The 23,603-nt window shown below is 72.8% G+C and carries 19 protein-coding genes and 2 riboswitches; of the genes, 7 read left to right on the top strand and 12 right to left on the bottom strand.

The window, feature by feature from the left end; translation table 11 throughout:
- Nucleotides 1–168 precede the first annotated feature (168 nt).
- The 3 genes from ACVGV0_RS08465 (at nucleotide 169) to ACVGV0_RS08455 (ending at nucleotide 4,634) form a co-directional block, all read left to right on the top strand.
- Nucleotides 169–759 carry a TetR/AcrR family transcriptional regulator gene (locus tag ACVGV0_RS08465; RefSeq protein ID WP_459159314.1) on the top strand — a complete coding sequence of 197 codons (591 nt, stop codon included), beginning with the start codon at nucleotides 169–171 and terminating at the stop codon, nucleotides 757–759.
- A gap of 158 nt (nucleotides 760–917) precedes the next feature.
- The gene (locus ACVGV0_RS08460) at nucleotides 918–3,005 is read left to right on the top strand and encodes an FUSC family protein (RefSeq protein WP_459159313.1); all 2,088 of its coding nucleotides are present in this window, start codon (nucleotides 918–920) and stop codon (nucleotides 3,003–3,005) included.
- A 75-nt stretch (nucleotides 3,006–3,080) separates the two neighbouring features.
- Nucleotides 3,081–4,634, top strand: coding sequence for an alpha/beta hydrolase (locus tag ACVGV0_RS08455; protein WP_459159312.1), 1,554 nt, complete (start codon nucleotides 3,081–3,083; stop codon nucleotides 4,632–4,634).
- Nucleotides 4,635–4,686: 52 nt separating this feature from the next.
- Here the strand turns inward: ACVGV0_RS08455 and ACVGV0_RS08450 are convergent, their stop codons facing one another.
- Nucleotides 4,687–6,159, bottom strand: coding sequence for a peptide MFS transporter (locus ACVGV0_RS08450; RefSeq protein ID WP_459159311.1), 1,473 nt, complete (start codon nucleotides 6,157–6,159; stop codon nucleotides 4,687–4,689).
- Nucleotides 6,160–6,904: 745 nt separating this feature from the next.
- Between ACVGV0_RS08450 and ACVGV0_RS08445 the strand changes: the two genes are divergently transcribed.
- The 3 genes from ACVGV0_RS08445 (at nucleotide 6,905) to ACVGV0_RS08435 (ending at nucleotide 10,296) form a co-directional block, all read left to right on the top strand.
- Nucleotides 6,905–8,245 (top strand): hemolysin family protein, encoded by a 1,341-nt coding sequence (locus tag ACVGV0_RS08445; RefSeq protein WP_459159310.1) that lies wholly within the window; start codon nucleotides 6,905–6,907, stop codon nucleotides 8,243–8,245.
- Nucleotides 8,242–9,297 carry a hemolysin family protein gene (locus tag ACVGV0_RS08440; protein ID WP_459159309.1) on the top strand — a complete coding sequence of 352 codons (1,056 nt, stop codon included), beginning with the start codon at nucleotides 8,242–8,244 and terminating at the stop codon, nucleotides 9,295–9,297. Before ACVGV0_RS08445 ends, ACVGV0_RS08440 begins: the two co-directional genes overlap by 4 nt.
- A 108-nt stretch (nucleotides 9,298–9,405) precedes the next feature.
- Nucleotides 9,406–10,296: a 3-methyladenine DNA glycosylase gene (locus tag ACVGV0_RS08435; RefSeq protein WP_459159308.1), complete on the top strand. Its 891-nt coding sequence runs from the start codon at nucleotides 9,406–9,408 to the stop codon at nucleotides 10,294–10,296.
- A gap of 270 nt (nucleotides 10,297–10,566) precedes the next feature.
- Here ACVGV0_RS08435 and ACVGV0_RS08430 read toward each other — a convergent pair whose 3' ends face one another.
- From ACVGV0_RS08430 to ACVGV0_RS08395, 8 genes are all read right to left on the bottom strand, one after another.
- Nucleotides 10,567–10,839: a HesB/IscA family protein gene (locus ACVGV0_RS08430; RefSeq protein WP_459159307.1), complete on the bottom strand. Its 273-nt coding sequence runs from the start codon at nucleotides 10,837–10,839 to the stop codon at nucleotides 10,567–10,569.
- 164 nt (nucleotides 10,840–11,003) lie between these two features.
- Entirely contained in the window at nucleotides 11,004–13,907 is a 2,904-nt protein-coding gene (gene gcvP / locus ACVGV0_RS08425) for an aminomethyl-transferring glycine dehydrogenase (protein WP_459159306.1), read from the bottom strand.
- Between the two features lie 57 nt (nucleotides 13,908–13,964).
- A riboswitch (glycine riboswitch) is annotated at nucleotides 13,965–14,083 on the bottom strand.
- Nucleotides 14,084–14,181: riboswitch (glycine riboswitch) on the bottom strand.
- Between the two features lie 136 nt (nucleotides 14,182–14,317).
- On the bottom strand, nucleotides 14,318–14,836 hold the full coding sequence (locus ACVGV0_RS08420) for a MerR family transcriptional regulator (protein ID WP_459159305.1): 519 nt from the start codon (nucleotides 14,834–14,836) through the stop codon (nucleotides 14,318–14,320).
- Between the two features lie 569 nt (nucleotides 14,837–15,405).
- The gene (locus tag ACVGV0_RS08415; RefSeq protein ID WP_459159958.1) at nucleotides 15,406–15,882 is read right to left on the bottom strand and encodes a bifunctional nuclease family protein; all 477 of its coding nucleotides are present in this window, start codon (nucleotides 15,880–15,882) and stop codon (nucleotides 15,406–15,408) included.
- A gap of 341 nt (nucleotides 15,883–16,223) precedes the next feature.
- On the bottom strand, nucleotides 16,224–16,688 hold the full coding sequence (garA, locus tag ACVGV0_RS08410) for a glycogen accumulation regulator GarA (protein WP_459159304.1): 465 nt from the start codon (nucleotides 16,686–16,688) through the stop codon (nucleotides 16,224–16,226).
- Nucleotides 16,689–16,807: 119 nt separating this feature from the next.
- The gene (gene gcvH, locus ACVGV0_RS08405; protein WP_459159303.1) at nucleotides 16,808–17,191 is read right to left on the bottom strand and encodes a glycine cleavage system protein GcvH; all 384 of its coding nucleotides are present in this window, start codon (nucleotides 17,189–17,191) and stop codon (nucleotides 16,808–16,810) included.
- 125 nt (nucleotides 17,192–17,316) lie between these two features.
- Nucleotides 17,317–18,075 (bottom strand): CDP-alcohol phosphatidyltransferase family protein, encoded by a 759-nt coding sequence (locus ACVGV0_RS08400; RefSeq protein WP_459159302.1) that lies wholly within the window; start codon nucleotides 18,073–18,075, stop codon nucleotides 17,317–17,319.
- A 220-nt stretch (nucleotides 18,076–18,295) separates the two neighbouring features.
- Entirely contained in the window at nucleotides 18,296–18,526 is a 231-nt protein-coding gene (locus ACVGV0_RS08395; protein WP_459159301.1) for a hypothetical protein, read from the bottom strand.
- 391 nt (nucleotides 18,527–18,917) lie between these two features.
- Here ACVGV0_RS08395 and ACVGV0_RS08390 point away from each other — a divergent pair, with 391 nt between their 5' ends.
- Nucleotides 18,918–20,804, top strand: a complete 1,887-nt coding sequence (locus ACVGV0_RS08390) for a propionyl-CoA synthetase (protein ID WP_459159300.1) — start codon at nucleotides 18,918–18,920, stop codon at nucleotides 20,802–20,804.
- Nucleotides 20,805–20,948: 144 nt separating this feature from the next.
- Here ACVGV0_RS08390 and ACVGV0_RS08385 read toward each other — a convergent pair whose 3' ends face one another.
- From ACVGV0_RS08385 to ACVGV0_RS08375, 3 genes are read right to left on the bottom strand one after another with little or no spacing between them, the layout of a single operon-like run.
- Entirely contained in the window at nucleotides 20,949–21,191 is a 243-nt protein-coding gene (locus ACVGV0_RS08385; RefSeq protein WP_459159299.1) for a phosphopantetheine-binding protein, read from the bottom strand.
- A gap of 26 nt (nucleotides 21,192–21,217) precedes the next feature.
- On the bottom strand, nucleotides 21,218–21,895 hold the full coding sequence (locus ACVGV0_RS08380) for an isochorismatase family protein (protein ID WP_459159298.1): 678 nt from the start codon (nucleotides 21,893–21,895) through the stop codon (nucleotides 21,218–21,220).
- Nucleotide 21,896: 1 nt separating this feature from the next.
- The gene (locus ACVGV0_RS08375) at nucleotides 21,897–23,561 is read right to left on the bottom strand and encodes a (2,3-dihydroxybenzoyl)adenylate synthase (protein ID WP_459159297.1); all 1,665 of its coding nucleotides are present in this window, start codon (nucleotides 23,559–23,561) and stop codon (nucleotides 21,897–21,899) included.
- Nucleotides 23,562–23,603: the final 42 nt, after the last annotated feature.

Here is a 23,603-nt window from a genome sequence, read left to right as displayed (position 1 = left end):
GACGGGGCGTGCGGTTGCGGGAGTGCCGGGCCGCTGCGGGCCCTGGGGACAGCCTCGTTGTGGCACGGCCGGGACGACAGTGCCGTTTACGGTGATACGTGAGCGCGGAAAGTAACAGTACGTACGTACGGATTGCACTGGTGGCCCGTGTGTTGCAAGGATCAACCCATGCCACGGGTCAGTCAAGATCACCTGGACGCGCGCCGCCGTCAAATCCTCGACGGCGCCCGCACGTGCTTCGCGCGGTTCGGCTACGAGGGCGCGACCGTGCGGCGGCTGGAAGACGCGACCGGGTTGTCCCGCGGCGCGATCTTCCACCACTTCAAGGACAAGGAGTCGCTGTTCCTGGCCCTGGCCGAGGACGACGCGGCGCGCATGGCCGACGTCGTCGCCGAGCAGGGACTGGTGCAGGTCATGCGCGACCTCCTCGGCCAGCCGAGCGGGCACGACCGCACGCCGGGGGCGGACTGGCTGGGCACCCGCCTGGAGGTCTCGCGCCGGCTGCGCACCGACGAGGAGTTCCGCGAGCGCTGGGCCCAGCGCTCCGAGCAGCTCACCGCAGCGACCAAGGCCCGCCTGCGCTGGCAGCGCCAGTCCGGCAACCTCCGCGACGACGTGGACGTCGACGTGCTCACCTCCTACCTGGAGCTCGTGCTCGAAGGCCTCGTGTCCCACCTGGCGATGGGCTTCCCCGCCGACGACCTGGGCCCCGTGCTCGACCTCGTGGAGGAGAGCGTGCGGCGCCACCGGAACGCGTGAGCCGCCTCCACCAGACGCGCGGGTGATGTCCCCCGGTCGTCCCAGCGGCCGCGTAATGTCGGGGGCCGCGGATGTCCGGACCGCGGAGACCGGGGCGCGGCGTCCAGGAGCGCGGGCTCCGGGAGCGCGGCGGCAGCGAGGGAGAGGAGCACGGCCGGATGTGGAGCGAGTGGTGGAACCGCTTCCTCGCATCCGACCCCGCGCTGCGCCGGCTGCGCACCGCCTCCCGGGTCGTCCTCGCCGTCGGCACCGAGCTGCTGGTCATGCTGCCGCTGCTGACCTGGTGGGGGCAGCCGCCCACCATGGCGCTGGTGGGCGCGGTGGTGGCCATCATGGCCACGCTCGCCGTCAACGACCCGGACCTGCGCCAGCAGCGGGTCACCACCGTGCTCCTACCGCTGCCCGCCGGCGCGTCGCTGACGCTGTCCACCGTCCTGACCCCGTGGCCGGTGGCCCGCATCCTCGTGTTCCTGGCGATCATCTTCCTGGCGACGTACGTGCGGCGGTTCGGACCGCGCTACTTCCCGCTCGGGATGGTCGCGTTCATGGGGTACTTCTTCACCATGTTCCTGCAGCCCGCGGTCGCCAACGTGCCCGCGCTGCTCGCCGCGGCCGGCTGCGGGACGCTGAGCGCCTACGTCGTGCGCTTCCACGTGCTCAGCGACGCACCGGAGGGCGTGCTGGAGCGCGGCCGGCGGACGCTGCGCGCGCAGGTGCACGGGCTGCTGCACGCCGTGCGGGACGTGGCCGCGCAGCCGGACGTGCCCCGCAGGCGCAAGACCCTGCACAACCGGCTGGTGCGGCTCAACGAGACCGCCGTGATGCTGGAGAGCACCGTCCAGCAGCTGACCCCGCTGGACCAGGCCGGCGAGGAACTCGTGCGGCAGCGCATCCTCGACGTCGAACTGGCCGCGGAGAACCTGCTCACCCCCCTCCTGCAGCTCATCGACCACCCCAGCGGCGGTACCGACACCGCCCGCGCCATCGACTCGCTGCTGCTCGTGCTGCGCACCCGCCCGAGCGAGGTCCGCGAGGCCGCGCAGTCGGTCGCCGACGGGATCGAGCGCTCCGGATCGGTGCAGGTGGCCATGGGGGTGCGCAGGCTCGGCGCCAACCTCGCCGACCTCGCCGACGCCACCGGGGAGCTCGGCGCGCACCGCGCGGACCCCTCCGCGCGGACCGAGGAGGACTCCGAGGAGGAGCAGGACACCGCCACCGGCCTGCAGCGGTTGGAGACCCGCATCGCCGTGCAGGTCACCACCGCCGCCGGCCTCGCCATCCTCGCGGGGCAGCTCGTCTCGCCGAACCGCTGGTACTGGGCGGTGATCACGGCCTTCGTCGTGTTCATTAGCACGCGCAGCCGCGGTGACCTCCTCGTGCGCGCGTGGCAGCGCACCGCGGGCACCCTGTTCGGCGTCGTGGCGGGCATCCTCGTGGCCATCCAGATCGGCGGGCACCAGACCGCGCAGATCGCGGTGATCCTCTGCTGCCTGTTCCTGGCGTTCTACTTCGCCGGCTACTCCTACGCGGCGATGACGTTCTTCATCACCACGCTGCTCGGCGCCCTCTACGACATGCTCGGCACGTTCAACATCGGCGTGCTCGAGGTGCGGCTGGCCGAAACGGCCATCGGTGCGGGAGCGGGCATCCTGTCCGCGCTGTTCATCCTGCCGACCCGCACCCGCGACCAGGTCCGGGACAACATCGAGGAGATGCTGCTGTCGCTGCGGACGTTCCTGCGCGAGACGGGAACGAGCATCGACGCGGAAGGCGGCGTCTCCAGCCTGCGCGGGTCCGTCCGCGACATCGACGACCGGTTGCAGCAGGTGGTCACCAGCGCGCGCCCGCTGACCAGCTACCGCTTCCGCTCGCGGCGCAGCGATCTGCAGCGCTCGGTGACGATCCTGAGCGGGTGCGCCTACTACGTGCGCAACCTCGCCGTGTCGCTGCCGCCCACCGTCGACATGACCGACGAGGACACGCGCGGGCGGCTGGCCGAGCTGCTGTGGGCGCTGGCCGATGCCGCCGAGGCGCTGACCGCCGAGGCCCAGCAGGAGTTCGGCGCGGCGCAGGAGGCCGCCCGCCAGGCCGGGGAATCGCTGCACGACCTGGCCGAAGCCCTGCCCGCGGGACCCACGTCGCTGCACCGCAGCCTGCACTGGCTCGACCGGATCGAGCAGCTGCTCGAGGACCTGGACGAGGAGCTGCTCGCCCCCGGCCAGCGCTCCGGAGCACCGCGCACCTGATCCGCGGTGGCGCCCGGGCGTGCGTGATCGACTACGCTGCGGCGCGACTCGATCACGCACGACGGAGGGTCGCCCGTGGCACGCTCAGCACTCGCCAAGATCGGCTCCGGAATCGCCGCGGCGGCGGTGGCCGCGAGCCTGACCACCGCCCCGGCCCAGGCCGCACCGGCCGGGCAGTCCCCACCACCGGCCGACTTCGGTCCGTGCCCGCAGGACCTGGCCGAGCAGCACCCGGACCTGCGCTGCACCTGGGTGGACGTGCCGGTGGACTACTCCGAGCCCGGCGCCGAGCACATCCGCCTGCTCGTGTCCCGGCTGCCCGCGCGCGAGCCCGCGCAGCGGCGGGGAGCGCTCGTGGTCAACCCCGGCGGCCCGGGCGGGCCCGGCGCCTCCTTCGCCGGCCGCCTCGCGAGCGCGGTGCCGGCCGAGGTGCGCGACCACTACGACCTGGTCGGGTTCGACACGCGCCACAGCGCGCACAGCGCTCCGATCAGCTGCGTCGACCCGGAGGAGCACTGGACGCCACCGCTGCCCGATCCGGACTCCCCCGCCGACCGAGCGGAGAACTGGCAGCGCGCCGAGGACTACGCCGCGGGCTGCGCGGAGCGGGCGGGCCGGTACCTGCCGCACCTGACCACGCCGAACAACGCCCGCGACATGGACCGGGTGCGCGCCGCCCTCGGCGAGCAGCGCATCAGCTACCTCGGCTACTCGTACGGGACGTACCTCGGCGCGGTCTACGGCGAGCTGCACCCGCAGCGCGTCGACCGGATGATCCTGGACAGCGCGGTGGACCCGACGCGCGGGCGCCTGTGGTACGAGACGATCCTCGACCAGGACGTCGCCGTGCAGCACCGCCTGGAGCGGTACTTCCGCTGGGCCGCCGAGCACGACGGTGCCCTCGGCCTCGGCAGCAGCGCCGCGCAGGTGCGCGAGCACTGGCGGGGCGTGCTGCAGGAACTGCGGCAGCGGCCGCACGGCCCGCTCGGCCCGTCGGAGTTCATCGAGATCACGTTCAACGCCCTCTACGGCGAGAGCGACTGGGTGCCGCTGGCCGAGGCGATCGACCGGTTCCGGAGCGGGGACGACCGGGCGCTGGTCGGCATGGTCGAGCCGAAGGACCGCGCCGCGGAGAACGCCAACGCGATCTACAACGCCGTCGAGTGCGCCGACAGCCCGTGGCCCGCGCGCCGCTCCGAGTGGGAGCGCGACGCCACCGAGATGGCCGCGGACCACCCGCTGGCCGCCTGGTACAACAGCTGGACCGTGGCGCCCTGCCGGACGTGGGCCGCACCGTCGCGGGAGCCGGTCGAGATCACCGGGGAAGGCCTGCCGCCGGTGCTGGTGATCAACTCCGAGCACGACGTGGCCACCCCGCACGAGGGGGCGCTGGCCATGCACCGCGCGCTGCCGTCCTCGGTGATGATCACCGAGCGGAACGCCGGCAAGCACGGGGTGTTCGCGCTGGCCGGCAACGCGCGGGTGGACCGCATCGGGGCGGACTACCTGGTGGACGGCGCGGTTCCGCCGCACGACCGCAGCGTCCCCGGGCACGCCCCGCCGGACCCCGGCGAGGACTCCGCGGCCCAGCGCTCGGTGGAGCTGCCGCTGGTGGGCCCGCTCGGCTGAACGCGCCGTGCGGGTGCCGACGCGGAGCCCCGGCACCCGCGCGGCGGCGCGATCAGAGCACGCCGTGCATGTAGCGCTTGATCGACCGCGCGGCGAGGAGCAGCAGCGCGGCGCAGGCGATGGTGGCCGCGCCGATGACGCCGAAGTACAGCTGCTGGTTGCCCACGGTGAAGTAGTTGACGACCTGGGCGCCCAGCCCCTGCCCCATCGCCGGGGCGAGGAAGTACAGCGCCATCGCCTGCGAGGAGAACGCGGCCGGCGCGAGCTTCGTGGTCACCGACAGGCCGACCGGGGAGAGCATGAGCTCGCCGAGGGTCAGGATCACGAAGACGGCCGCGAGCATGAGCGCGAAGTGGTCACCGCCGCCCGCGGCGGTCTTGGACAGCACCACCCACAGGAACGCGATGCCGACGCAGACCAGACCGCCGACGAACTTCTGCGGCGTGTTCGGCTGCCGGTCGGCCATCTTCACCCACAGGGCGGCGAACACCGGCGCCAGCACGATGATGGACAACGCGTTCACCGACTGGAACCACGAGGCCGGGATGTGGAACCCGAAGAAGTCGAGCTGGGTGTCCTCCTTGGCCAGCGCCGCCAGGGTGTTCGGCTGCTGCTCGAACAGCAGGAAGAACAGCGCCGTGGCCAGGAACAGCGGGATGTAGGCGATCATCCGCTGCCGTTCGGTCCGGGTGATCTGCCTGCTGGAGAGGATCACGGCGAAGTAGCCGATCGGCAGCACCGCGGAGAGCACGCTGATCAGGGTGACCAGGCCTTCCAGGCCGAGCACCCCGGTGGCGGCGAGCCCGCCGAGGACGGCGACGAGCAGCACGACGATGCCGGCGGCCCGGCCGAGCACGCCGCTCTTGCGCTCGGCGGGCAGCGGGTTGACCGGGTGCAGGCCGGCGGTGCCGAGGTTGCGGCGGGTGAGCACGTACTGGATCAGGCCGAAGGCCATGCCCACGGCGGCGGCACCGAAACCGGCGTGCCAGTTGACCTTCTCGCCGAGCCAGCCGCAGATGAGCGGGGCGGCGAAGCCACCGATGTTGATGCCCATGTAGAAGATGGAGAACCCGGCGTCGCGGCGCGTGTCGTGGTCGCCGTAGAGCCCGCCGACGATGTTCGAGACGTTCGGCTTGAGCAGACCGGTGCCGAGCACGAGCAGGAACATGCCGCCCAGCAGCGTCGGCAGTCCGCCGGGCAGCGCGAGGCAGACGTGGCCGAGCATGATGATGAAGCCGCCGTAGAGCACCGAGCGCTGCGCGCCGATCACGCGGTCGGCCAGCCAGCCGCCGAGGATGCCGGACATGTACACCGAGGCGCCGTAGCCGCTGACCACGGCCAGCGCGGTGGACTGCGGGATGCCGAGCCCGCCCTCGGAAACGGCGGTGTACAGGTAGTACGCGAGGATCGCCCGCATGCCGTAGTAGGAGAAGCGCTCCCACATCTCGGTGAAGAACAGCGTTTGCAGCCCGCGGGGGTGCCCGAAGAACCCCCGCTGCGGCGCGTCCGCAACCGTGGTACTCACGATCACGTCCTCTCGTGTCACGGGCGGCGGTAGCCGCCTGTCAGTTCTGCCGCCTGTCGGCTCGGTCCGGCCGCGTCCCGGGGTTTTGGACTAGACCACGCAGGAGACGCTGCGCGACTGGCGCGCGGGCGCGGCGCGCACGCGCGAAGCGCGACGTATCCGGGGTGGCTGGCCACACCGATGAGTGCCCAGGAATCGTTCCACCACGAGGGAGACCGGTCGATCACTCCATGTAATCAACACGCGTGATCATTCCGATTTATACCCCCTTGCGAGGGAACAACTTTACTCTGCGCATCAGGCGGACTGTACGCGGCGTTTCCGCACCCCAGGTTGCGAAACGGCTGAGATGTCGTAACCGACTCGCAGCACCCCGCCCGGACGCGGTCGCGGCGGAATGCTCCGCGCGGCCGCCGCGTTGCCGCCGAGCGGCGTTGCCCGCGCGGCGACTCCCCGGTCATCCGGGCTCAGCCGGCAGCGGTCACGCGCGGGGAACGGCGACCGCGACGCGCATCTCTCCGGGCTTTCCCGCGCGTGCACACCCGATATACTGGACCGGGAACTGTCATCCCTTTCCCGACGACCCCTTCACGACGCCCTATTCCCGATGAGGAGTGACAACGTCAGTGCCCGAGGCACCATCCCCCGACGGGGGCAGTACCAGGCCGGGTCATAGACCCGGCGCCCCCGCGAGTCCATCCCGCCCCCGCACCCGAGTCCTCGCCCTCCCGCGAGGTGGCCGGTGATGGACGTTCTCACAGCGATCGGCGGTCTCCTCTTCGTCGTCGTGCTCACCCTGGGCACCGGCGCAGCAGTGGCCGCCGAGTTCTCCCTCACCTCCCTCGACCGCAGCACCGTGGACGCGAACGTCCACCAGGTGGGCGATCGCCGTTCCCGTTCCGTGCGCAAAGCGCACGGAAGCCTGTCGTTCCAGCTCTCCGGCGCCCAGGTCGCGATCACGATCACCACGCTCGCCACCGGCTACGTGGCCGAGCCGTTGATCGGCGAGCTCATCCGGCCGGTCGCGCTGGCCGCGGGACTGCCCGGCTCCGCGGCGGGAGCCGCGTCGCTGGCGCTGGCGATCCTGCTCGCCACGGGACTGTCGATGGTCTTCGGCGAGATGGTCCCGAAGAACATGGCCATCGCGCGCCCGCTGCGCACCGCACGGCTGGTCTCCGCCTACCACGGGGCGTTCTCGCGCGTGTTCCGCTGGCTGATCAACGGCATGAACAACAGCGCGAACTGGGTGGTGCGCCGCTTCGGCATCGAACCGCAGGAGGAACTGCGCTCGGCGCGCTCGGCCGACGAGCTCGGGGCGATCGTCCACTCCAGCGCCGAGCACGGCACCCTCGACGCCGCCACCGCGCAGCTCATGGACCGCTCGCTGCGCTTCGGCGAGCGCACCGCGGAGGAGGTGATGACCCCGCGCGTGCGCGTGGAGGCGCTGTCCACGGATTCGAGCGTCGTCGAGCTGCTGGAGACCGCGCGCCGCACCGGCCACTCCCGCTTCCCCGTGCACAGCGGGGACCTCGACGAGGTGCACGGCGTCGTGCACGTCAAGCAGGCCTTCGGCGTGCCCGCGGACCGGCGGGCGCAGACGCGGGTCGGCTCGCTCGTGCGGCCCGTGCCGCGCGTGCCCGAGAGCCTCGACGGCGACTCGCTGCTCAACCGGCTGCGCGGCTCGGGCCTGCAGCTGGCCGTCGTCGTCGACGAGTACGGCGGCACCGCCGGCATCGTGACCCTGGAAGACGCGGTGGAGGAGATCATCGGCGACGTCCGCGACGAGCACGACACCGGGGAGGCCTCCCCGGTGCGGAAGCTCGCGGAGAACACCTGGATCGTGTCCGGGCTGCTGCGGCCCGACGAGCTCGCCGAGTCCACCGGTTTCACCATGCCCGACGGGGACTACGAAACCGTTGCCGGCCTGATCCTGGCCGAGCTCGGACGCATCCCGCACATCGGTGATTCCGTGGCGATCGGCGACTGGCGCCTGACCGTGCGCCGCATGGACCGCAACCGGGTGGACCGCCTGGCGCTGACCCGGGTCAGCGCGCCGGTTTCCGCGCAGGTGCAGGAGGTGCGATGAGCGAGACGTCCGCGATCCTGCTGGCACTGGCGCTGCTGCTGCTCAACGCCCTGTTCGTCGGTGCCGAGTTCTCCCTGCTCTCGTCCCGGAAGGATCGGTTGGAGGCCCTGCGCGAGCAAGGGGTCGGCCGCGCCCGCACGGTGATCAAGGCGAGCCAGGAGGGCTCGCTCATGCTCGCCAGCGCCCAGCTCGGCATCACGCTGTGCTCGCTGGGACTGGGCCGGCTCGGCGAACCCGCCGTGGCCGCGCAGCTGGAAGTGGTGCTCGGCCCGCTGGGGATCCCGGAGGCGGTGCTGCACGCCATCGCCTTCACCGTCGCCATGGCGATGGTGGTCGTGCTGCACGTGCTCGTCGGCGAGATGGTGCCGAAGAACCTCGCCATCTCCGACCCGGAGCGGCTCGCGCTGTGGCTCGTGCCCGCGCTGGTGGGATTCACCGCGATCGCCCGACCGCTGATCGCCGTGTTCAACGCGCTCGCCAACGGGGTGCTGCGACTGCTGCGGATCACCCCGAAGGACGAGCTGGAAACCGCCTACACCTCGGAGGAACTGGCCGAGCTGCTGGTGCAGTCCCGGCGCGAGGGCCTGCTGGAGCAGGCCGAGCACCGGCGCCTGGCCCAGACGCTGTCCTCGGTGCAGCACCACGTCAGCGACGTGGTCGTACCGCTGGACGACGTGCGCACGCTGTCCGAGCGCCCCACCCTCGGCGAGGTCGAGCGGGCCGTGTCCGAAACCGGGTTCTCCCGCTTCCCGGTGCGCGGACCGCGCGGGCGCCCGCGCGGGTACCTGCACGTCAAGGACGTGCTGGACCAGGTCTGCGGTCCGAGCGGGACCGCGGTGCCCGCGGAGCGGATCCGGCAGCTGCCGAACGTGTCGACCGGCTCCCGGCTCAACGAGGCCCTGGCCGCGCTGCGCCGGACCGGCAGCCACCTGGGCATCGCCGTCGACGACGGCGGGACGATCACCGGCGTCGTCGCGCTCGAGGACCTCGTCGAGGAGTACGTCGGCACCGTGCGCGACGGCACGCACGTGGCCGGCGCGGCAGCGGTCTGACCTCCCCGCACCGGAGACCGCGGGGTGCGCCCCCGCCCGGGGGCGCACCGCCGGTTCCACCGGATCCACTGCGCCAGCCGGTCCGCGGACTCCCTAAGCTGGTGGGCGATGCGGGTGCTGAGCGAATCCGAGTGGCGCGCGCGGCAGCGGGCCCACGCCGAGCGCGTCGAGCAGTGGACGCGGCCGCACCGCGAGCGGCAGCGCCGCGGCGAGAAGCACCCGATCTGGGACTTCCTCTGGACCTACTACTCCTACCGCCCCTCCCGGTTGGAGCGCTGGCAGCCCGGCGTCGGCGTCGCGCTCGCCGGCGGGACCGAGTTCCTCGAGCGCTCGGGGTTCACCGAGCTGCCCGAAGGCGTGGCGATCGACCCGGCTGCGCTGACCGCCAAGCGCCGGGAAACCGTCGAGTTCGTCCACGACCTGCTGTCCGCCACGGCCGCGCGCCCGGCGAGGTTGGGCTGCTTCGGCCTGCACGAGTGGGCCATGCTCTACCGCACGCGGCCCGGTGATGTGCGGCACGCCGAGTGGCCGCTGCGGCTCGGCCACACCGGCACCGACGAGGTCGTCGAGTCGATGCGGATCACGTGCACGCACTTCGACGCGTTCCGGTTCTTCACCGAGCAGGCGCGTCCGCGCAACGAGTTCCAGCTCAGCCGCGCCGACCAGGTCCGGAGCGAGCAGCCGGGGTGCCTCCACGGCAACATGGATCTTTTCAAGTGGTGTTACAAGCTCGACCCGTTCGTCCCCGCGGAGTTGACCGCGGACTGCTTCGACCTGGCGATGCGCGTGCGGGAACTGGACATGCGCGCCAGCCCGTACGACTTCCGGGAGCTCGGTTTCGCACCGGTGCCCATCGAGACCGCGCAGGGACGGGCCGAGTACGTGCGCCGGCAGCGCGCCTTCGCCGAGGAGGCCGACGGGCTGCGGCAGCGGATCATCGCCGCCTGCGAGGAGATCCGCACCTGGGGCCGGCAGCACGCCGACGGCGCCCGCGCCTGAGCCGGGCGGGGAGGCCCGGCGCCGCGGACGGGTCCGCCGCAGCGGCCCGGCCCCATCGGCGGCCCGGCCAGCGGGCCCGCTGCGGGTGTTGACGTCGTCAGCCGTCCCGACCACCATGGCTGCTGCCCACGACGCTCGCGCACCGCGGCACCGGGCGCGTGCACCATCGCGCCGGGCGGCCGTGCGCCGCTGGGACGCGATGCGTGAAAGCCGCCGGCGGCGGTTCCGGGCGGGAACGCGCGCCGCCGACGGCCGATGACGTCAGTGGTGTCAGTCCTCGCGGACGGCCAGGCTCAACTCACCATTGTCGTCGCGTTCCGCGTCGAGCGTCTTGTCCGAGAGCACGGAAGCAGCGTGCTGTTCCAGGAACACACGGACCCCGTCCCGCTCGACCACCTGGTCCTGGGCTTCCGGCTCGTCCGCGACCGCGGCCTGCAACCCGTCGCCGCTGGCCGCGATGCGCAGCCCGGACCCTTCCGGAGAGTCACCGCCGATCAGGACCAGCTTGATGACCTCCGCGGCACTCTCACTGATGGTGAGCATGATTCGCCCCATTCCTCTCGGAGCCGTCACGTAAAAGGGCAACCGTGTCATGCTCCCATCGCCGCACGCAAATCCGCCGTGCGGCGGAATCCGGGACGGGCGCCCGCGCGGGGCGCGTGCGCGACTGCCCTGGGAAGGAAGGCGCACACGCCCCGCGGAGGACCTCAGCTCTCGTAGGCCGACAGCGGCGGGCACGAGCAGACCAGGTGGCGGTCCCCGCGCGCCCCGTCGACGCGGCGCACCGCCGGCCAGACCTTGGAGGTCACCCCCGTGCCCATCGGGTAGGCCGCCTCCTGCCGGCTGTAGGCGTGCGGCCAGTCACCGGCCAGCGAGGCGGCGGTGTGCGGCGCGTGCACCAGCGGGTTGTCCTCGGCCGGCCACTGACCGGCGGTGACCTTGTCGATCTCGGTGCGGACCTGGATCATGGCCTCGCAGAACCGGTCGAGCTCGGCGAGGTCCTCGCTCTCGGTCGGCTCCACCATGAGCGTGCCGTTGACCGGGAAGGACATGGTCGGCGCGTGGATGCCGTAGTCGGCGAGCCGCTTGGCCACGTCGTCCACCGAGACGCCGCTGCTCTTGCTGATCGGCCGCAGGTCGAGGATGCACTCGTGGGCCACGTAGCCGTCCTTGCCGGTGTAGAGCACCGGGAAGTAGTGGTCCAGGCGCCGCGCCACGTAGTTCGCCGCCGCGACCGCGGTCAACGTGGCCCGGCGCAGCCCGTCGGCACCCATCATCCGCACGTACGCCCAGGAGATCGGCAGGATCGACGCGCTCCCCCACGGGGTTTCGCTGATCGGACCGACCCCGGTCTCCGGACCGGCCTGCGGCTGCAGCGGGTGGTTCGGAAGGAACGGGGCGAGGTGCTCGCGCACGCCGATCGGGCCCACACCGGGACCGCCGCCCCCGTGCGGGATGCAGAACGTCTTGTGCAGGTTCAGGTGGGACACGTCCGCGCCGAACTTGCCCATCCGGGCCAGCCCGATGAGGGCGTTGAGGTTCGCCCCATCGACGTAGACCTGACCGCCCGCCTCGTGGACGACGCCGCACACCTCCCGCACGGTGTCCTCGTACACGCCGTGCGTGGACGGGTAGGTGATCATGATCGCGGCGAGGTCGTCGGCGTGCTTGGCCGCGAGCTCCCGCAGGTGCTCCATCTCGACGTTGCCCGAGTCGTCGCAGCGCACGACGACCACGCGCAACCCGGCCATGGTGGCGCTGGCGGCGTTGGTGCCGTGCGCGCTGGCCGGGATCAGGCAGACGTCCCGCTGCTCCTGCCCGCGCTGTTGCTGGTAGGCGCGGATGGCCAGCAGACCGGCGAACTCGCCTTGGCTGCCCGCGTTGGGCTGCACGCTCACCGCGTCGTAGCCGGTGATGTCGGCCAGCCACCGCTGGAGGTCGTCGACGATCCGCAGCATCCCCTCGGCGTCCTCCGCGGGCGCGAACGGGTGCAGGTCGCCGAACTCGGGCCAGGTGACCGGCTCCATCTCGGTGGTGGCGTTGAGCTTCATCGTGCACGAGCCCAGCGGGATCATGCTGCGGTCCAGCGCGACGTCCTTGTCGGAGAGCTCCCGCAGGTAGCGCAGCAGCGAGGTCTCCGACTGGTGGCGGTGGAACACCGGGTGGGTCAGGTACTCGGACGTGCGCTCGAGCGGGCGCGGCAGCGCGTCCGCGGTGCCGGTGTCCAGCTCGTCCAGCTCGCCGAGCTCGGCGGTGAGGCCGAACGCGGCGCACACGCCGCGCAGGTCCTGCCGGGTCGTCCTCTCGTCGCAGGCGATGCCCACGTGGTCCGCATCGGCCCTGCGCAGGTTGATGCCCTCCGCGCGCGCGGCGGCCACGACCTCGTCGGCGCGCCCGGGCACGCGGGCCAGCACCGTGTCGAAGAAGGCGTCCTCGACGACCTCGACCCCGCCCTGGCGCAGGCGGGCGGACAGCACGGCCGCCATCCGGTGCACCCGGGTGGCGATGTTCCGCAGGCCCGCCGGGCCGTGGTAGACGGCGTACATGCCCGCCATGACCGCCAGCAGCACCTGCGCGGTGCAGATGTTGCTCGTGGCCTTCTCGCGGCGGATGTGCTGCTCGCGGGTCTGCAGTGCCAGCCGGTAGGCCTGGTTGCCGTCCGTGTCGACGCTCACGCCGACGAGACGTCCCGGCAGCTGCCGCTCCAGGCCCTTGCGCACGGCCATGAACCCGGCGTGCGGGCCGCCGAACCCGAGCGGCACGCCGAAGCGCTGGGTGTTGCCGACGACGACGTCGGCGCCGATCTCACCGGGGGCGCGCAGCAGCGTCAGGGCCAGCAGGTCGGTGGCGACCACGGCCAGCGCCCCGCGGCGGTGGATCTCCGCGAGCACCTCCTCCTGGTCCCGGACGGCGCCGGAGGCGCCCGGGTAGGCCAGCAGCGCGCCGAAGAACTCGCCGTCCGGCAGACCGCTCGCGCCCTGCGACAGGTCGGCGACCTCCAGCTCGATGCCGAGCGGTTCCGCGCGGGTGCGCAGGATTTCCACGGTCTGCGGCAGCGTGTCGGCATCGACGACGAACCGCGGCGACTTGGCCTTGCCGCCGCGCCGCACCAGCGTCATGCCCTCGGCGGCAGCGGTGGACTCGTCCAGCATGGAGGCGTTGGCGACCGGCACCCCCGTCAGGTCCGAGACCATCGTCTGGAAGTTCAGCAGGGCTTCCAGCCGCCCCTGCGAGATCTCCGGCTGGTAAGCCGTGTAGGCCGTGTACCAGGCGGGGTTCTCCAGCACGTTGCGCAGGATCACGCCGGGGGTGATCGTGTCGTAGTAGCCGAGCCCGATCATCTGGGTGCGCGGGGTGCAGCGCTGCGCGAGGTCGCGCAGCTCCGCGAGCGCCTGGGCTTCCGTGGCCGGTTCCGGCAGCTCGAGCTGCAGGTCCCGCTCACGGATTCCGCTGGGCACGGCTTTGTCTGCCAGTTCCTCGAGGGAACCGACCCCGACCACGTCGAGCATCCGGGCGAGTTCGGCCGGCGTCGGCCCGACGTGCCGATCGGCGAACGGAGTCCCGTGCTCCAGCGCGGCGAGTGGAATGCGGTCGTGGGTCACGTCGGTCATCGCCCAACCTCAATCTTCGCGGCGAACAAGGGGGCGGCAACACCAGCGTGCTGCCGACTCTCCCCCTCTGTCACTGTTCGCTGCGCGAACGCCTGAGAGCTTCGTCCGGCGGTCCGGCCGGACTTGCACCGTCGGCGGGGTGCGCCGCCGTCGCCGCACCCTCTTTCCAGAGGCATCTCGCCCGCGCGGTCCAGTGGCCTGAGAGGTTGATGGGGAGATTTGCTCCTTCGGCGCCGACTCGATCGCTCGAGCCGAACTCTCCCGCACGGGGTCAGCGATGCCGTGAGCATACCTGATCAGGCGCTCCCGCCCGAGGGGCTGTCAGCTGACGCACACCTGCTTGACGGTGCGCACCGGCGCGAGCGCGCGGTGCGCCCGTCCCCGCCGGGACCGCGGCCCCGGGCCCGCGGTCACCCGGTGCGCCGGTCCCGCCGCCGGCGGGAGAGCTCGTCCTCCTCGAGCGGTTCGACCAGCGCGCCGTCGGCGCGTTCGGCGGGGAACTCGTGGATCGTCCCGGTGATCTCGCGCATCGCCCCGCTCACGGCGATCCCGAAGACGCCCTGCCCGCCCTGCAGCAGGTCGACGACCTCCTCGGGGGAGGTGCACTCGTAGACGGTGGTGCCATCGCTGAACAACGTGAGCCCCGCCAGGTCGCGCACCCCCCTGCTGCGCAGGTGGTCCACGGCCAGCCGGATGTTGTGCAGCGACACCCCCGTGTCCAGCAGCCGTTTGACCACCTTGAGCACGAGGATGTCCTTGAACGAGTAGAGCCGCTGCGAACCCGAACCGGTGGCGCTGCGGATCGACGGGCCCACGAGCTTCGTGCGCGCCCAGTAGTCCAACTGGCGGTAGGTGATGCCCGCGATCTGGCACGCCGCCGCTCCCCGGAAACCGACGAGCTCGTCGGAGACCGAGTCCTCGGGCAGCATTCCGCCGGCCCCGTGCGGGGACGATTCCTCCGTCGCGCCGCCCCCGCCGGGCATCGGGGGCGCACCGGTCGCAGCGGTCCCAGCGGACGGCGCACCAGGCGACTCGTCCTCTTCCCCTGCGGAACCCCGCTCGGGCGCTTGCTCGACCACGCCTGCCTCCCCTCGTCCGGCACGCTGCCGACGAATCCGGTCCGGTGCGTTCGGCGAATCTGCTCCGGCCCGGCTGCCGGTCCCGGCAGCCGACGCGCCCGGGTGCCCGCCAGCACCCGCCTCGGCGCCAGCAGCCGGGACCTCCCTGCTGTCCCGATCCCCCACGACTGCCAGCGAAAACGACACCGGAGCGATTCGCGCAATTCGACAGTAGGCCGCCCGGTGTGGGCGGTCAACGCGACGCGCGGACCACGCCGGAGAAGATCAACAGCGGCGGGGCCTCCGCGCCGCCCCCGGCCTCCCCTCCGGGCCGCACCCCGCCACACGCGGGCGAGGGACCGCGACGGCGGGGAGCGCGACGACGACGGGGCCCTCGACCGCGCCGAGGGCCCCGTCGCTCCGCGATCGTCCTCGCGCGGTCACGTGTCCGCGCCGCGGAAGTCCTCCGGTGAGACCGAATCCAGGAACTCGCGGAACTTCTCCACTTCGTCTTCCTGCTCGTCCGGGATGATCAGACCTGCCTCGTCCAGCACCGCTTCGTCGGCGTGGATGGACACGCCGGCGCGCAGGGCCAGAGCCACCGAGTCGCTCGGCCGCGCCGACACCCGCACGTCCCCGTCGAAGACGAGTTCGGCGAAGAACGTCCCCTCCTGCAGATCCGTGATACGCACCTGCTCGAGATCACGCCCCAGGGCACCGATCACATCCTTGAGCAGGTCGTGCGTCAGCGGACGCGCCGGCCGCACCCCCTGCTGCTCCAGCGCGATGGCGGTCGCCTCCACCGAGCCGATCCAGATCGGCAGGTACCGCTCACCCTCCGTCTCCCGCAGCAGCAGGATCGGCTGGTTGGCCGGTAGTTCCACGCGCACGCCGACGACGCGCATCTCGCTGCTCATCGTCACATCGCCTCCTCCAGCGCGCCGAAGCGTGACATCCCTGTCGAGGATCGCGCACCGACGCTTCCGACGCTACCCGCGATACGGCGGACGCGCCCAGCCGTCCGTCCTCCACTGCGCACCGCCCCGACGGGAGGCGCGGGCCCGTCGCAACCCCCCGCTCGGCGGATCGCCGCGGGTTCCCGACCGACGGCAGCGCTCGTCACCCTACACCGCCCCGCGGGCGGCGGTGGACGCGAAGGCCGACCGGGCCGCGCAGTCGCGCCTCGGCGGCGACACTCGCACCGCTCGGGGCGGCGCCCGCTCACCGGCGTCGCCCCGCGTTCAGGTCCGCTGCCGCTTCAGCGCGCGCTCTGTCCCCCGTCGGCCGGCCCGGTCAGGAACACCAACCGGAACTTGCCGACCTGCACCTCGTCACCGTTGGCCAGCACCGAGGTGTCCACCGGTTCCCGGTTGACGTAGGTGCCGTTGAGGCTGCCGACGTCGACGACGACGAAGTCGTTGCCCTCGCGCCGGAACTCGGCGTGCCGGCGCGAGACCGTGACGTCGTCGAGGAAGATGTCGCTGTCCGGGTGCCGCCCCGTGCTGGTGGTCTCCCGGTCCAGCAGGAACCGCGAGCCCGCGTTCGGACCGCGCTTCACCACCAGCAGCGCCGACCCGGCCGGCAGCGCGTCGACCCCTGAGCCCGCGGACTCGGTCTGCGGGGCGCTCTCGGTGCCGTCCTGCTCCGAGAAGGGCTTGAAGACCGAGGTGGTCTCCGGTGACTGCTCCGGTGGGACGTCACCGGAGCCGCTGTTCTGGCTCACCTGAGCTCTCCTCTACGCGGATAGATCGTGCCAACGAGATTCCAACGTACCGCGCCGGCACCAGCCCGAGTACGCGGGAGTCCCGGTCGCCGCAGTGATCAACGCGCGCCGCGGCGCGGTCATTCCTGCTCGATCAGCCGCTGGTAGGCCTCGGCGTCGAGCAGCACGTCCCACTCGGCGACGTCCGCCAAGCGCAGCTCCACGAGCCACCCCTGCCCGAAGGGGTCGCTGTTGACCAGCTCGGGCCGGTCCTGCAGGGCCTCGTTGCGGGCGGTGACGACACCGCCGACCGGGGCGTAGAGGTCCGACACGCTCTTGGTCGACTCGACCTCGCCCATCGCCCCGCCGGCTTCGACGCCCTCGTCCACGTCCGGCACCTGCACGAACACGACGTCACCGAGCTGCTGCTGCGCGTAGTCGGTGATGCCGACGCGCACGGTCTCCGCATCGGTGCGGCGCACCCACTCGTGCTCCTGGGTGTACCTGATCTCCTCCGAGGCCACTGGGTCCGCCTTCCTGCTCGGGGGCGCTGCTCAGCCCGGTCACCGGCCGGGCTCGCGAGATCATCCGCCGGCGGGCAGCGTATTGCCCACCGGCACGTCCCGCAACACGCGCTGCGCCGGGCGCGTCATCCGCGCACCGCGCGCGCCGCCTCCCGCAGCGCTGCGGTCACCTGCCCCAGGTAGAGCACGCCGGCCCAGAGGTAGAGCACGCCGCCCCAGCAGGTCAGCGCGTACGCGATGGGCCGCAGCACCTCGCTGAGCGCGATGTCCTCCTGCACCAGCAGCAGCATCGGGAAGGCGTACATCAGGCAGAACGTGGCCGCCTTGCCCAGGTAGTGCACGTCCGGCGGCTGGAATCCGCAGAAGCGCAGCACCGGCACGCACAGCGCCAGCACCACGTCCCGCCCGACGAGCACCGCGGCGATCCACCAGGGGACGACGTCGCGCAGCACGAAGGCGACCAGCGTCGCCACGATGTAGAGGCGGTCGGCCACCGGGTCGAGGACTTCGCCGAGCCGGCTGTACTGCCCGAGCCACCGCGCCAGCTTCCCGTCGAGCCAGTCGGTCACACCGCTGGCGACGAGGACGAGCAGGGCCAGCAGGTCGGCCTGCGGGCCGAGCAGCAGCCACAGGAACAGCGGCACCCCGCCCAGCCGGATCGCGCTGAGCAGGTTCGGCACGGTGAACCACGGGTCGTGCCAGAGTCCGACGGCGACCTCGCGCATCCGCTCGATGCCGGGTTCGATCGGCGCGCCCTCGCCGGAAGCAGCGGTGGCGCCGCCGGGCTGGTCCCCGGTTCCGGCGGGGTCGCCCGCCGACGCCCCCGGTTCCTCGGCCGGTCCTCGCGCGGTGCCGTTCGTGGTGCTGTCCGCGTCGTGCACCACGGCCTCCCCCTGTGTGTCGCGCCGCCGCCGGTACCGAGCCCATCGGTACGACGCCTCCCCGGATGAGGATCGCACATGCGGCCCACCGCCCCGGTGCGGGACCGACGTGCGCAGCGCAACCGCGCGGTGATCGAACAGCGGCCGCCGAGCGCGCCCCCACCGCGGCGCGGTCCGGGACGCGCGGCGCAAGTCGGGGCGGCGCTGCGCACCGCCCGGTCGCTCAGGCCGTGCGAGCCCGCTGCACGGTGAAGCCGCGACGCCGCAGGTCGGCGTCGGTGAGGAAGCACGGTCGGCCGCGGTCGTCGACCCCGGCCCAGCGGGCCCCGCTCAGTCCTTCGAGCACGTAGGCGTGCCCGTGGCTCCACACCACGCTGTGCAGCGCGGTGGGCAGGTCCTCGGCGGCTTCGCTCCCACCGGCCCCGGAGGAGTCGCGGGCTCCGTCACCTGTCATTGCGGAAAGCACCTCCCGTCCGTGCTCACCGGCGAACGTTGCGGCACCGGCACCGCATCTCCCCGCGGCGCCGGCCTCGGCGGAACGCCCGGCGAGGCGTCCCGCCGCCGATTGTGCGGACTCCTCCACCACATGTCGCGCACCCGACACGAACAGTCGCCGGACGAACACCACGCGTCGCCGAGCGCGAGCGCGGCGCCGATCACGCGAGCGCCGGACCGAACAGCTGCACCGGGCACCGGGCGGAGCGCCCGGCCGGACACCGCCCCGGGGGCCACCCCGGGCCCCCGTGCGGGCCCGGGAGCCCGCCGCGGGCCGCCCCCTGGCATCACCTGCGGGCGTGCGGTAGGACACGGGGATCCGTTCCCCACCGTTCCCGCGGAGGTTGCCGATGGCGGGTTATGCCGATCTGCACCACGAAAGCCTGCACGACCCCGAGCGCTTCTGGCTGCGCGCGGCCCGGGCGATCGACTGGGACACCGAGCCGACCCGGGCGCTCGACGACGGGAACGCGCCGTTCTACCGCTGGTTCCCCGACGGGCGGATGAACACCTGCTTCAACGCGCTCGACCGGCACGTCCGCGACGGCCGCGGCGACCAGCCGGCGGTGGTGTGGGACTCGCCGGTCGCAGCGGCGGCGGAGACGTGGAGCTACCGCGAGCTGCTCGACCGGGTCGCGCGGTGCGCGGGCGCGCTGCGCGAGCAGGGGGTGGCGCGCGGTGACCGCGTCGTGCTCTACCTCCCGATGATCCCCCAGGCGATCGTGGCGATGCTCGCCTGCGCGCGGATCGGGGCGGTGCACTCGGTGGTCTTCGGCGGGTTCGCCCCGGACGAGCTGGCAGCGCGCATCGAGGACGCCCAGCCGAAGGTGATCGTCGCCGGTTCGTGCGGGATCGAACCGCAGCGGGTCGTGCCGTACAAACCCATCGTCGACGAGGCGCTGAGCCGCACGACCCACCAGCCGGACCGCGTGCTGCTCGTGCAGCGTCCGCAGTCCCCGGCCGAACCGGGCCCGCGCGACCTGGACTGGGACGAGGCCCTGCGGGACGCGCACCCGGCCGAGTGCGTCCCGGTGGCGGCCACCGATCCGCTCTACGTGCTGCACACCTCGGGCACCACGGGGCGGCCGAAGGGCGTGGTCCGCGACAACGGGGGGCACGCAGTCGCGCTGGCCTGGTCGCTGCCGAACATCTACGACATCCACCCCGGTGACGTGTTCTGGACGGCCTCCGACGTGGGGTGGGTCGTCGGCCACTCCTACATCGTCTACGCGCCGCTGCTGGTCGGCGCGACCACGGTGCTCTACGAGGGCAAGCCGGTGGGCACCCCGGACGCGGGCGCGTTCTGGCGGGTCATCGCCGAGCACGGCGTGCGGGTGCTGTTCACCGCTCCGACGGCGTTCCGGGCGATCCGCAAGGCCGATCCGGACGCCGAGCTGATGCACCGCCACGACCTGTCCGGCCTGCGCAGCCTCTTCCTCGCCGGGGAGCGCCTCGACCCGGAGACGTACCACTGGGCCGGCGAGAAGGTGCGCGTGCCGGTGGTCGACCACTGGTGGCAGACCGAGACGGGCTGGCCGATCTGCGCCAACCCGCGCGGGCTCGAACCGATGCCGCTCAAGGCCGGCTCCCCCACGGTCCCGATGCCGGGCTACGACGTGCGGGTGCTCGACGAGTCCGGCGCGGAGGTTCCCACCGGCACCGAGGGGGCGCTGTGCCTGCGGCTGCCGCTGCCGCCGGGCACGGCGCCGACGCTGTGGGGCGACGACGAGCGCTTCCGGGAGTCGTACCTGGCGAGCTACCCGGGTTACTACGCCACGGGCGACGGCGGCTACGTCGACGAGGACGGTTACGTGTTCGTCCTCGGCCGCACCGACGACGTGATCAACACGGCGGGCCACCGCCTCTCCCCCGGCGCGATGGAAGCCGTGCTGGCCGAGCACCCGGCGGTGGCCGAGTGCGCGGTGATCGGGGTGCACGACCCGCTCAAGGGCCAGGTGCCGTACGGGCTCGTGGTGCTCAAGGCCGGGGCGGCGGACTCGGCGGAGGCGGTCGCCGCGGAGCTGACCGAGAGCGTGCGCAACCGCGTCGGCGCGATCGCCACCCCGCGCGGTGTCGCCGTGGTGGACGCGCTGCCGAAGACCCGTTCGGGCAAGATCCTGCGCAAGTCGATGCGGGAGATCGCCGACGCCGACCGGACGGCGGTGCCGTCGACGATCGAGGACCCCGAGGTGCTGGAGGCGCTGCGCCCGGCGCTGCGGGCCGCCCGGGAGGAGTGACCCGGCCGCCGCGGGACCACCGGCCGCCGCGGGCCCGCGTGCGAGGGCGGGCCCGCGGCGGCGCGGGCGGGTTCCGGGGCGCGCGGAGGCAGCGCGGAGGGGCCGGAGCGGCCCTCCCCGGCAGCACCGCAGCACCGCGCCGGTTCAGAGGCCGAGGACCTCCCACCACTGGCGCAACGTGGTCGTCTCGCCGAGGTCGGCGAAGCCGACCTGCACGCCCCGGGCGCGCAGCTTCTCGACGAGCGCCATGATCCGCATCGAGTCGAGGCCCCAGTCGAGCAGGTCGTCCTCGTCGCCGATCTCCGCGGCGCTCTCCTGCAGCAGCTCGGCGACGTGCTCCCGCACCTCCCCGCGGCTCAGCGCACCGGTTCCTGCCGTCTCCGGCATGCTCTCCCCTCTCGTCGCTCGCTCGTTCAGGCGTCCTCGCCGACCACGGGCCGCACGTGCCCGGCGGGAACGGTGGTGCCGGCGAGCTCCTCGGTGATCCAGCCGGTCGATCCCACGACGGCGCAGCGCTTGGCCGCGTAGTCCAGCGCCATGCGGTGGTCCTCCGCGGAGAAGTCCGCGATCCCGTCGGCGACGAGGAACGCGGGCAGGTCCAGCTGGAAGGCCTCGGCCGCGGTGAGCAGGCACCCGATGTGGCCGTAGACTCCGGTGACGACGAGCTGGTCGCGACCCCACTGCCGCATCCGGTCTGCCAGCGAGGTGTGCTGGAACGCGCTGTAGCGCCACTTCGTCAGCAGCACGTCGTCGGCTGCGGGGGCGAGCTCCGGGATGATGCCGGACTCGTCGCTGGCGGCCAGTCCGGGACCCCACCAGTCCCACTGCAGCCCGCGCTGCCGGCGGGTCTGCCCGCCGGGTTGCGCGCAGTACACCACGGGCACGCCGCAGCGGCGGGCCTGCGCGCGCAGCCGCCGGATGTTCGGCACGACCCGGCGCAGCGGGTCGGCGTCCCGCTCGAACGCGCCGACGAAGTGCTGCTCCATGTCGTGGATCAGCAGGACGGCGCGGGCGGGGTCGGGCCGCCACGGGACCCGGTTCTCCGGCAGCTCGTCGGGCACCGGGTACGGTGCGATCCTCGGCAGCGCCACGCTACTTCCCCTCCCCCTCGGCGGAGCGCTCCAGCACCGCCGGGAGCAGCTCCCGCTCGATCACCGCGCGCAACTCCTTCTTGCTGGTCTTGCCCGCGCCGGTGTGCGGGAACTCCGCGACGAACTCGACGCGGTCCGGCACCTTGTAGCCGGCGAGCCCGCGCCCGCGGACGAAGGAGATCAGCTCGCGGGCCTTCGGCGGGTCGGTGCGGGCGATGACGAACGCGCAGGTCCGCTCGCCCAGGTACTGGTCCGGCACGGGCACCACGGCGGCGTCGCGCACCGCGGGGTGGGCCACGAGGTGGTTCTCCACCTCCTCGGCCGCGATCTTCTCGCCGCCGCGGTTGATCTGCTCCTTGGCACGTCCGGAGACGACGATGTTGCCGCCCGCGGTCAGCCGCACGAGGTCCCCGGTGCGGTAGAAGCCCTCCGGGGTGAACGCGCGGGCGTTGTGCTCCTCGGCGCGGTAGTAGCCCCGGATCGTGTACGGGCCGCGGGTGAGCAGGTGGCCGACTTCCCCGGTGGGCACGGGCCGGTCCTCGTCGTCGACGACGAGGACCTCGTCGTCCGGGGAGATCGGTCGGCCCTGGGTGGTGAGCACGACCTCGTCCGGGTCGTCCAGCCGCGTGTAGTTCACCAGCCCCTCGGCCATGCCGAACACCTGCTGCAGCTGCGCCCCCGTCGCGGGCCGCACCCGGCGGGCCAGTTCCTCGGGGCACTTGGCCCCGCCGATCTGCAGCACCTGCAGGCTGGACAGGTCGTGCTCGGTGGTCTCGGCGGAGTCGAGCCACACCGCGGCCAGCGGCGGCACGACGGCGGTGAGCGTGACGCGCTCGGCCTCGATGAGCGCGAAGGCCACGTCCGGGCCGGGTTTGCGGGCCAGGACGACGTGCCCGCCCGCGCGGAGCACGCCGAAGCTGCCGGGCGAGCTCATCGGGAAGTTGTGCGCCGCGGGCAGGGCCACGAGGAACACCGTCTCCGCGGTCACGCCGCAGATGTCGTTGCTCGCGCGGAACGAGTAGATGTAGTCGTCGTGGGTGCGCGGGATGAGCTTCGGGACTCCGGTGCTGCCCCCGGACAGCTGCAGGAAGGCGATGTCGTGCGGCCGCGGTTCGGGCGCCCCCGCCGGTTCGGCGTCCACTTCGGACAACGCGTGGAAGTCGTGCTCGCCGACCGCGCCGGCGATGATCACGTGCTGCAGGCCGGGGACTTCCGCGCGCACCTGCTCGGCCAGCCCGCGGTGGTCGAAACCGGCCTCGCGGTCGACGGTGATGTAGGCGGCGGCTTCGCCGTGCTCGCAGAAGTAGGCGATCTCGGTGGCGCGGTGCGCGGGCAGCGCGAACACCGGGACAGCGCCCGCGCGGAACAGCGCGAAGCTCACCTCGAACAGCTCGGCGGTGTTCGGCAGCTGGACCACCACGCGGTCGCCGGCGCCGATGCCCAGTTCGCCCAGCCCCGCCGCCAGCCGTTCGGCGCGCGCGGCGAGTTCGCCGTAGGTGACGCGGCGGTGCTCGTCGGTGATCGCGGTGCGCTCCGGGTGCCGCGCCGCGCGCTCGGACAGCATCCGCGGGAAGGTTTCCCCGCGCCAGTAGCCCCGCTCGCGGTAGTGGCGGGCGAACTCCTCCGGCCAGGTCGGGCATCCGGGCAGAACGTCCGGGGCAGTCATCGTGCTCCTCGTGTCGTGCGTGCGGACCGGGCGGTTCGCGCC

Source organism: Salinifilum ghardaiensis, assembly GCF_054491345.1.
This window is presented reverse-complemented; position numbering and strand designations above follow the sequence as displayed.

Bases quoted from the DNA above. Each gene is read 5' to 3' on its own strand.
- ACVGV0_RS08415 (WP_459159958.1), bottom strand. From the start codon at position 15,882: ATGAGCAGCGAGATGCGCGTCGTCGGCGTGCGCGTGGAACTACCGGCC.
- ACVGV0_RS08445 (WP_459159310.1), top strand. From the start codon at position 6,905: ATGGACGTTCTCACAGCGATCGGCGGTCTCCTCTTCGTCGTCGTGCTC.
- ACVGV0_RS08390 (WP_459159300.1), top strand. From the start codon at position 18,918: ATGGCGGGTTATGCCGATCTGCACCACGAAAGCCTGCACGACCCCGAG.
- ACVGV0_RS08385 (WP_459159299.1), bottom strand. From the start codon at position 21,191: ATGCCGGAGACGGCAGGAACCGGTGCGCTGAGCCGCGGGGAGGTGCGG.
- ACVGV0_RS08440 (WP_459159309.1), top strand. From the start codon at position 8,242: ATGAGCGAGACGTCCGCGATCCTGCTGGCACTGGCGCTGCTGCTGCTC.
- gcvP (WP_459159306.1), bottom strand. From the start codon at position 13,907: ATGACCGACGTGACCCACGACCGCATTCCACTCGCCGCGCTGGAGCAC.
- ACVGV0_RS08430 (WP_459159307.1), bottom strand. From the start codon at position 10,839: ATGCTCACCATCAGTGAGAGTGCCGCGGAGGTCATCAAGCTGGTCCTG.
- ACVGV0_RS08375 (WP_459159297.1), bottom strand. From the start codon at position 23,561: ATGACTGCCCCGGACGTTCTGCCCGGATGCCCGACCTGGCCGGAGGAG.
- ACVGV0_RS08435 (WP_459159308.1), top strand. From the start codon at position 9,406: ATGCGGGTGCTGAGCGAATCCGAGTGGCGCGCGCGGCAGCGGGCCCAC.
- ACVGV0_RS08395 (WP_459159301.1), bottom strand. From the start codon at position 18,526: ATGACAGGTGACGGAGCCCGCGACTCCTCCGGGGCCGGTGGGAGCGAA.
- ACVGV0_RS08460 (WP_459159313.1), top strand. From the start codon at position 918: ATGTGGAGCGAGTGGTGGAACCGCTTCCTCGCATCCGACCCCGCGCTG.
- ACVGV0_RS08420 (WP_459159305.1), bottom strand. From the start codon at position 14,836: ATGCTGCCCGAGGACTCGGTCTCCGACGAGCTCGTCGGTTTCCGGGGA.
- ACVGV0_RS08465 (WP_459159314.1), top strand. From the start codon at position 169: ATGCCACGGGTCAGTCAAGATCACCTGGACGCGCGCCGCCGTCAAATC.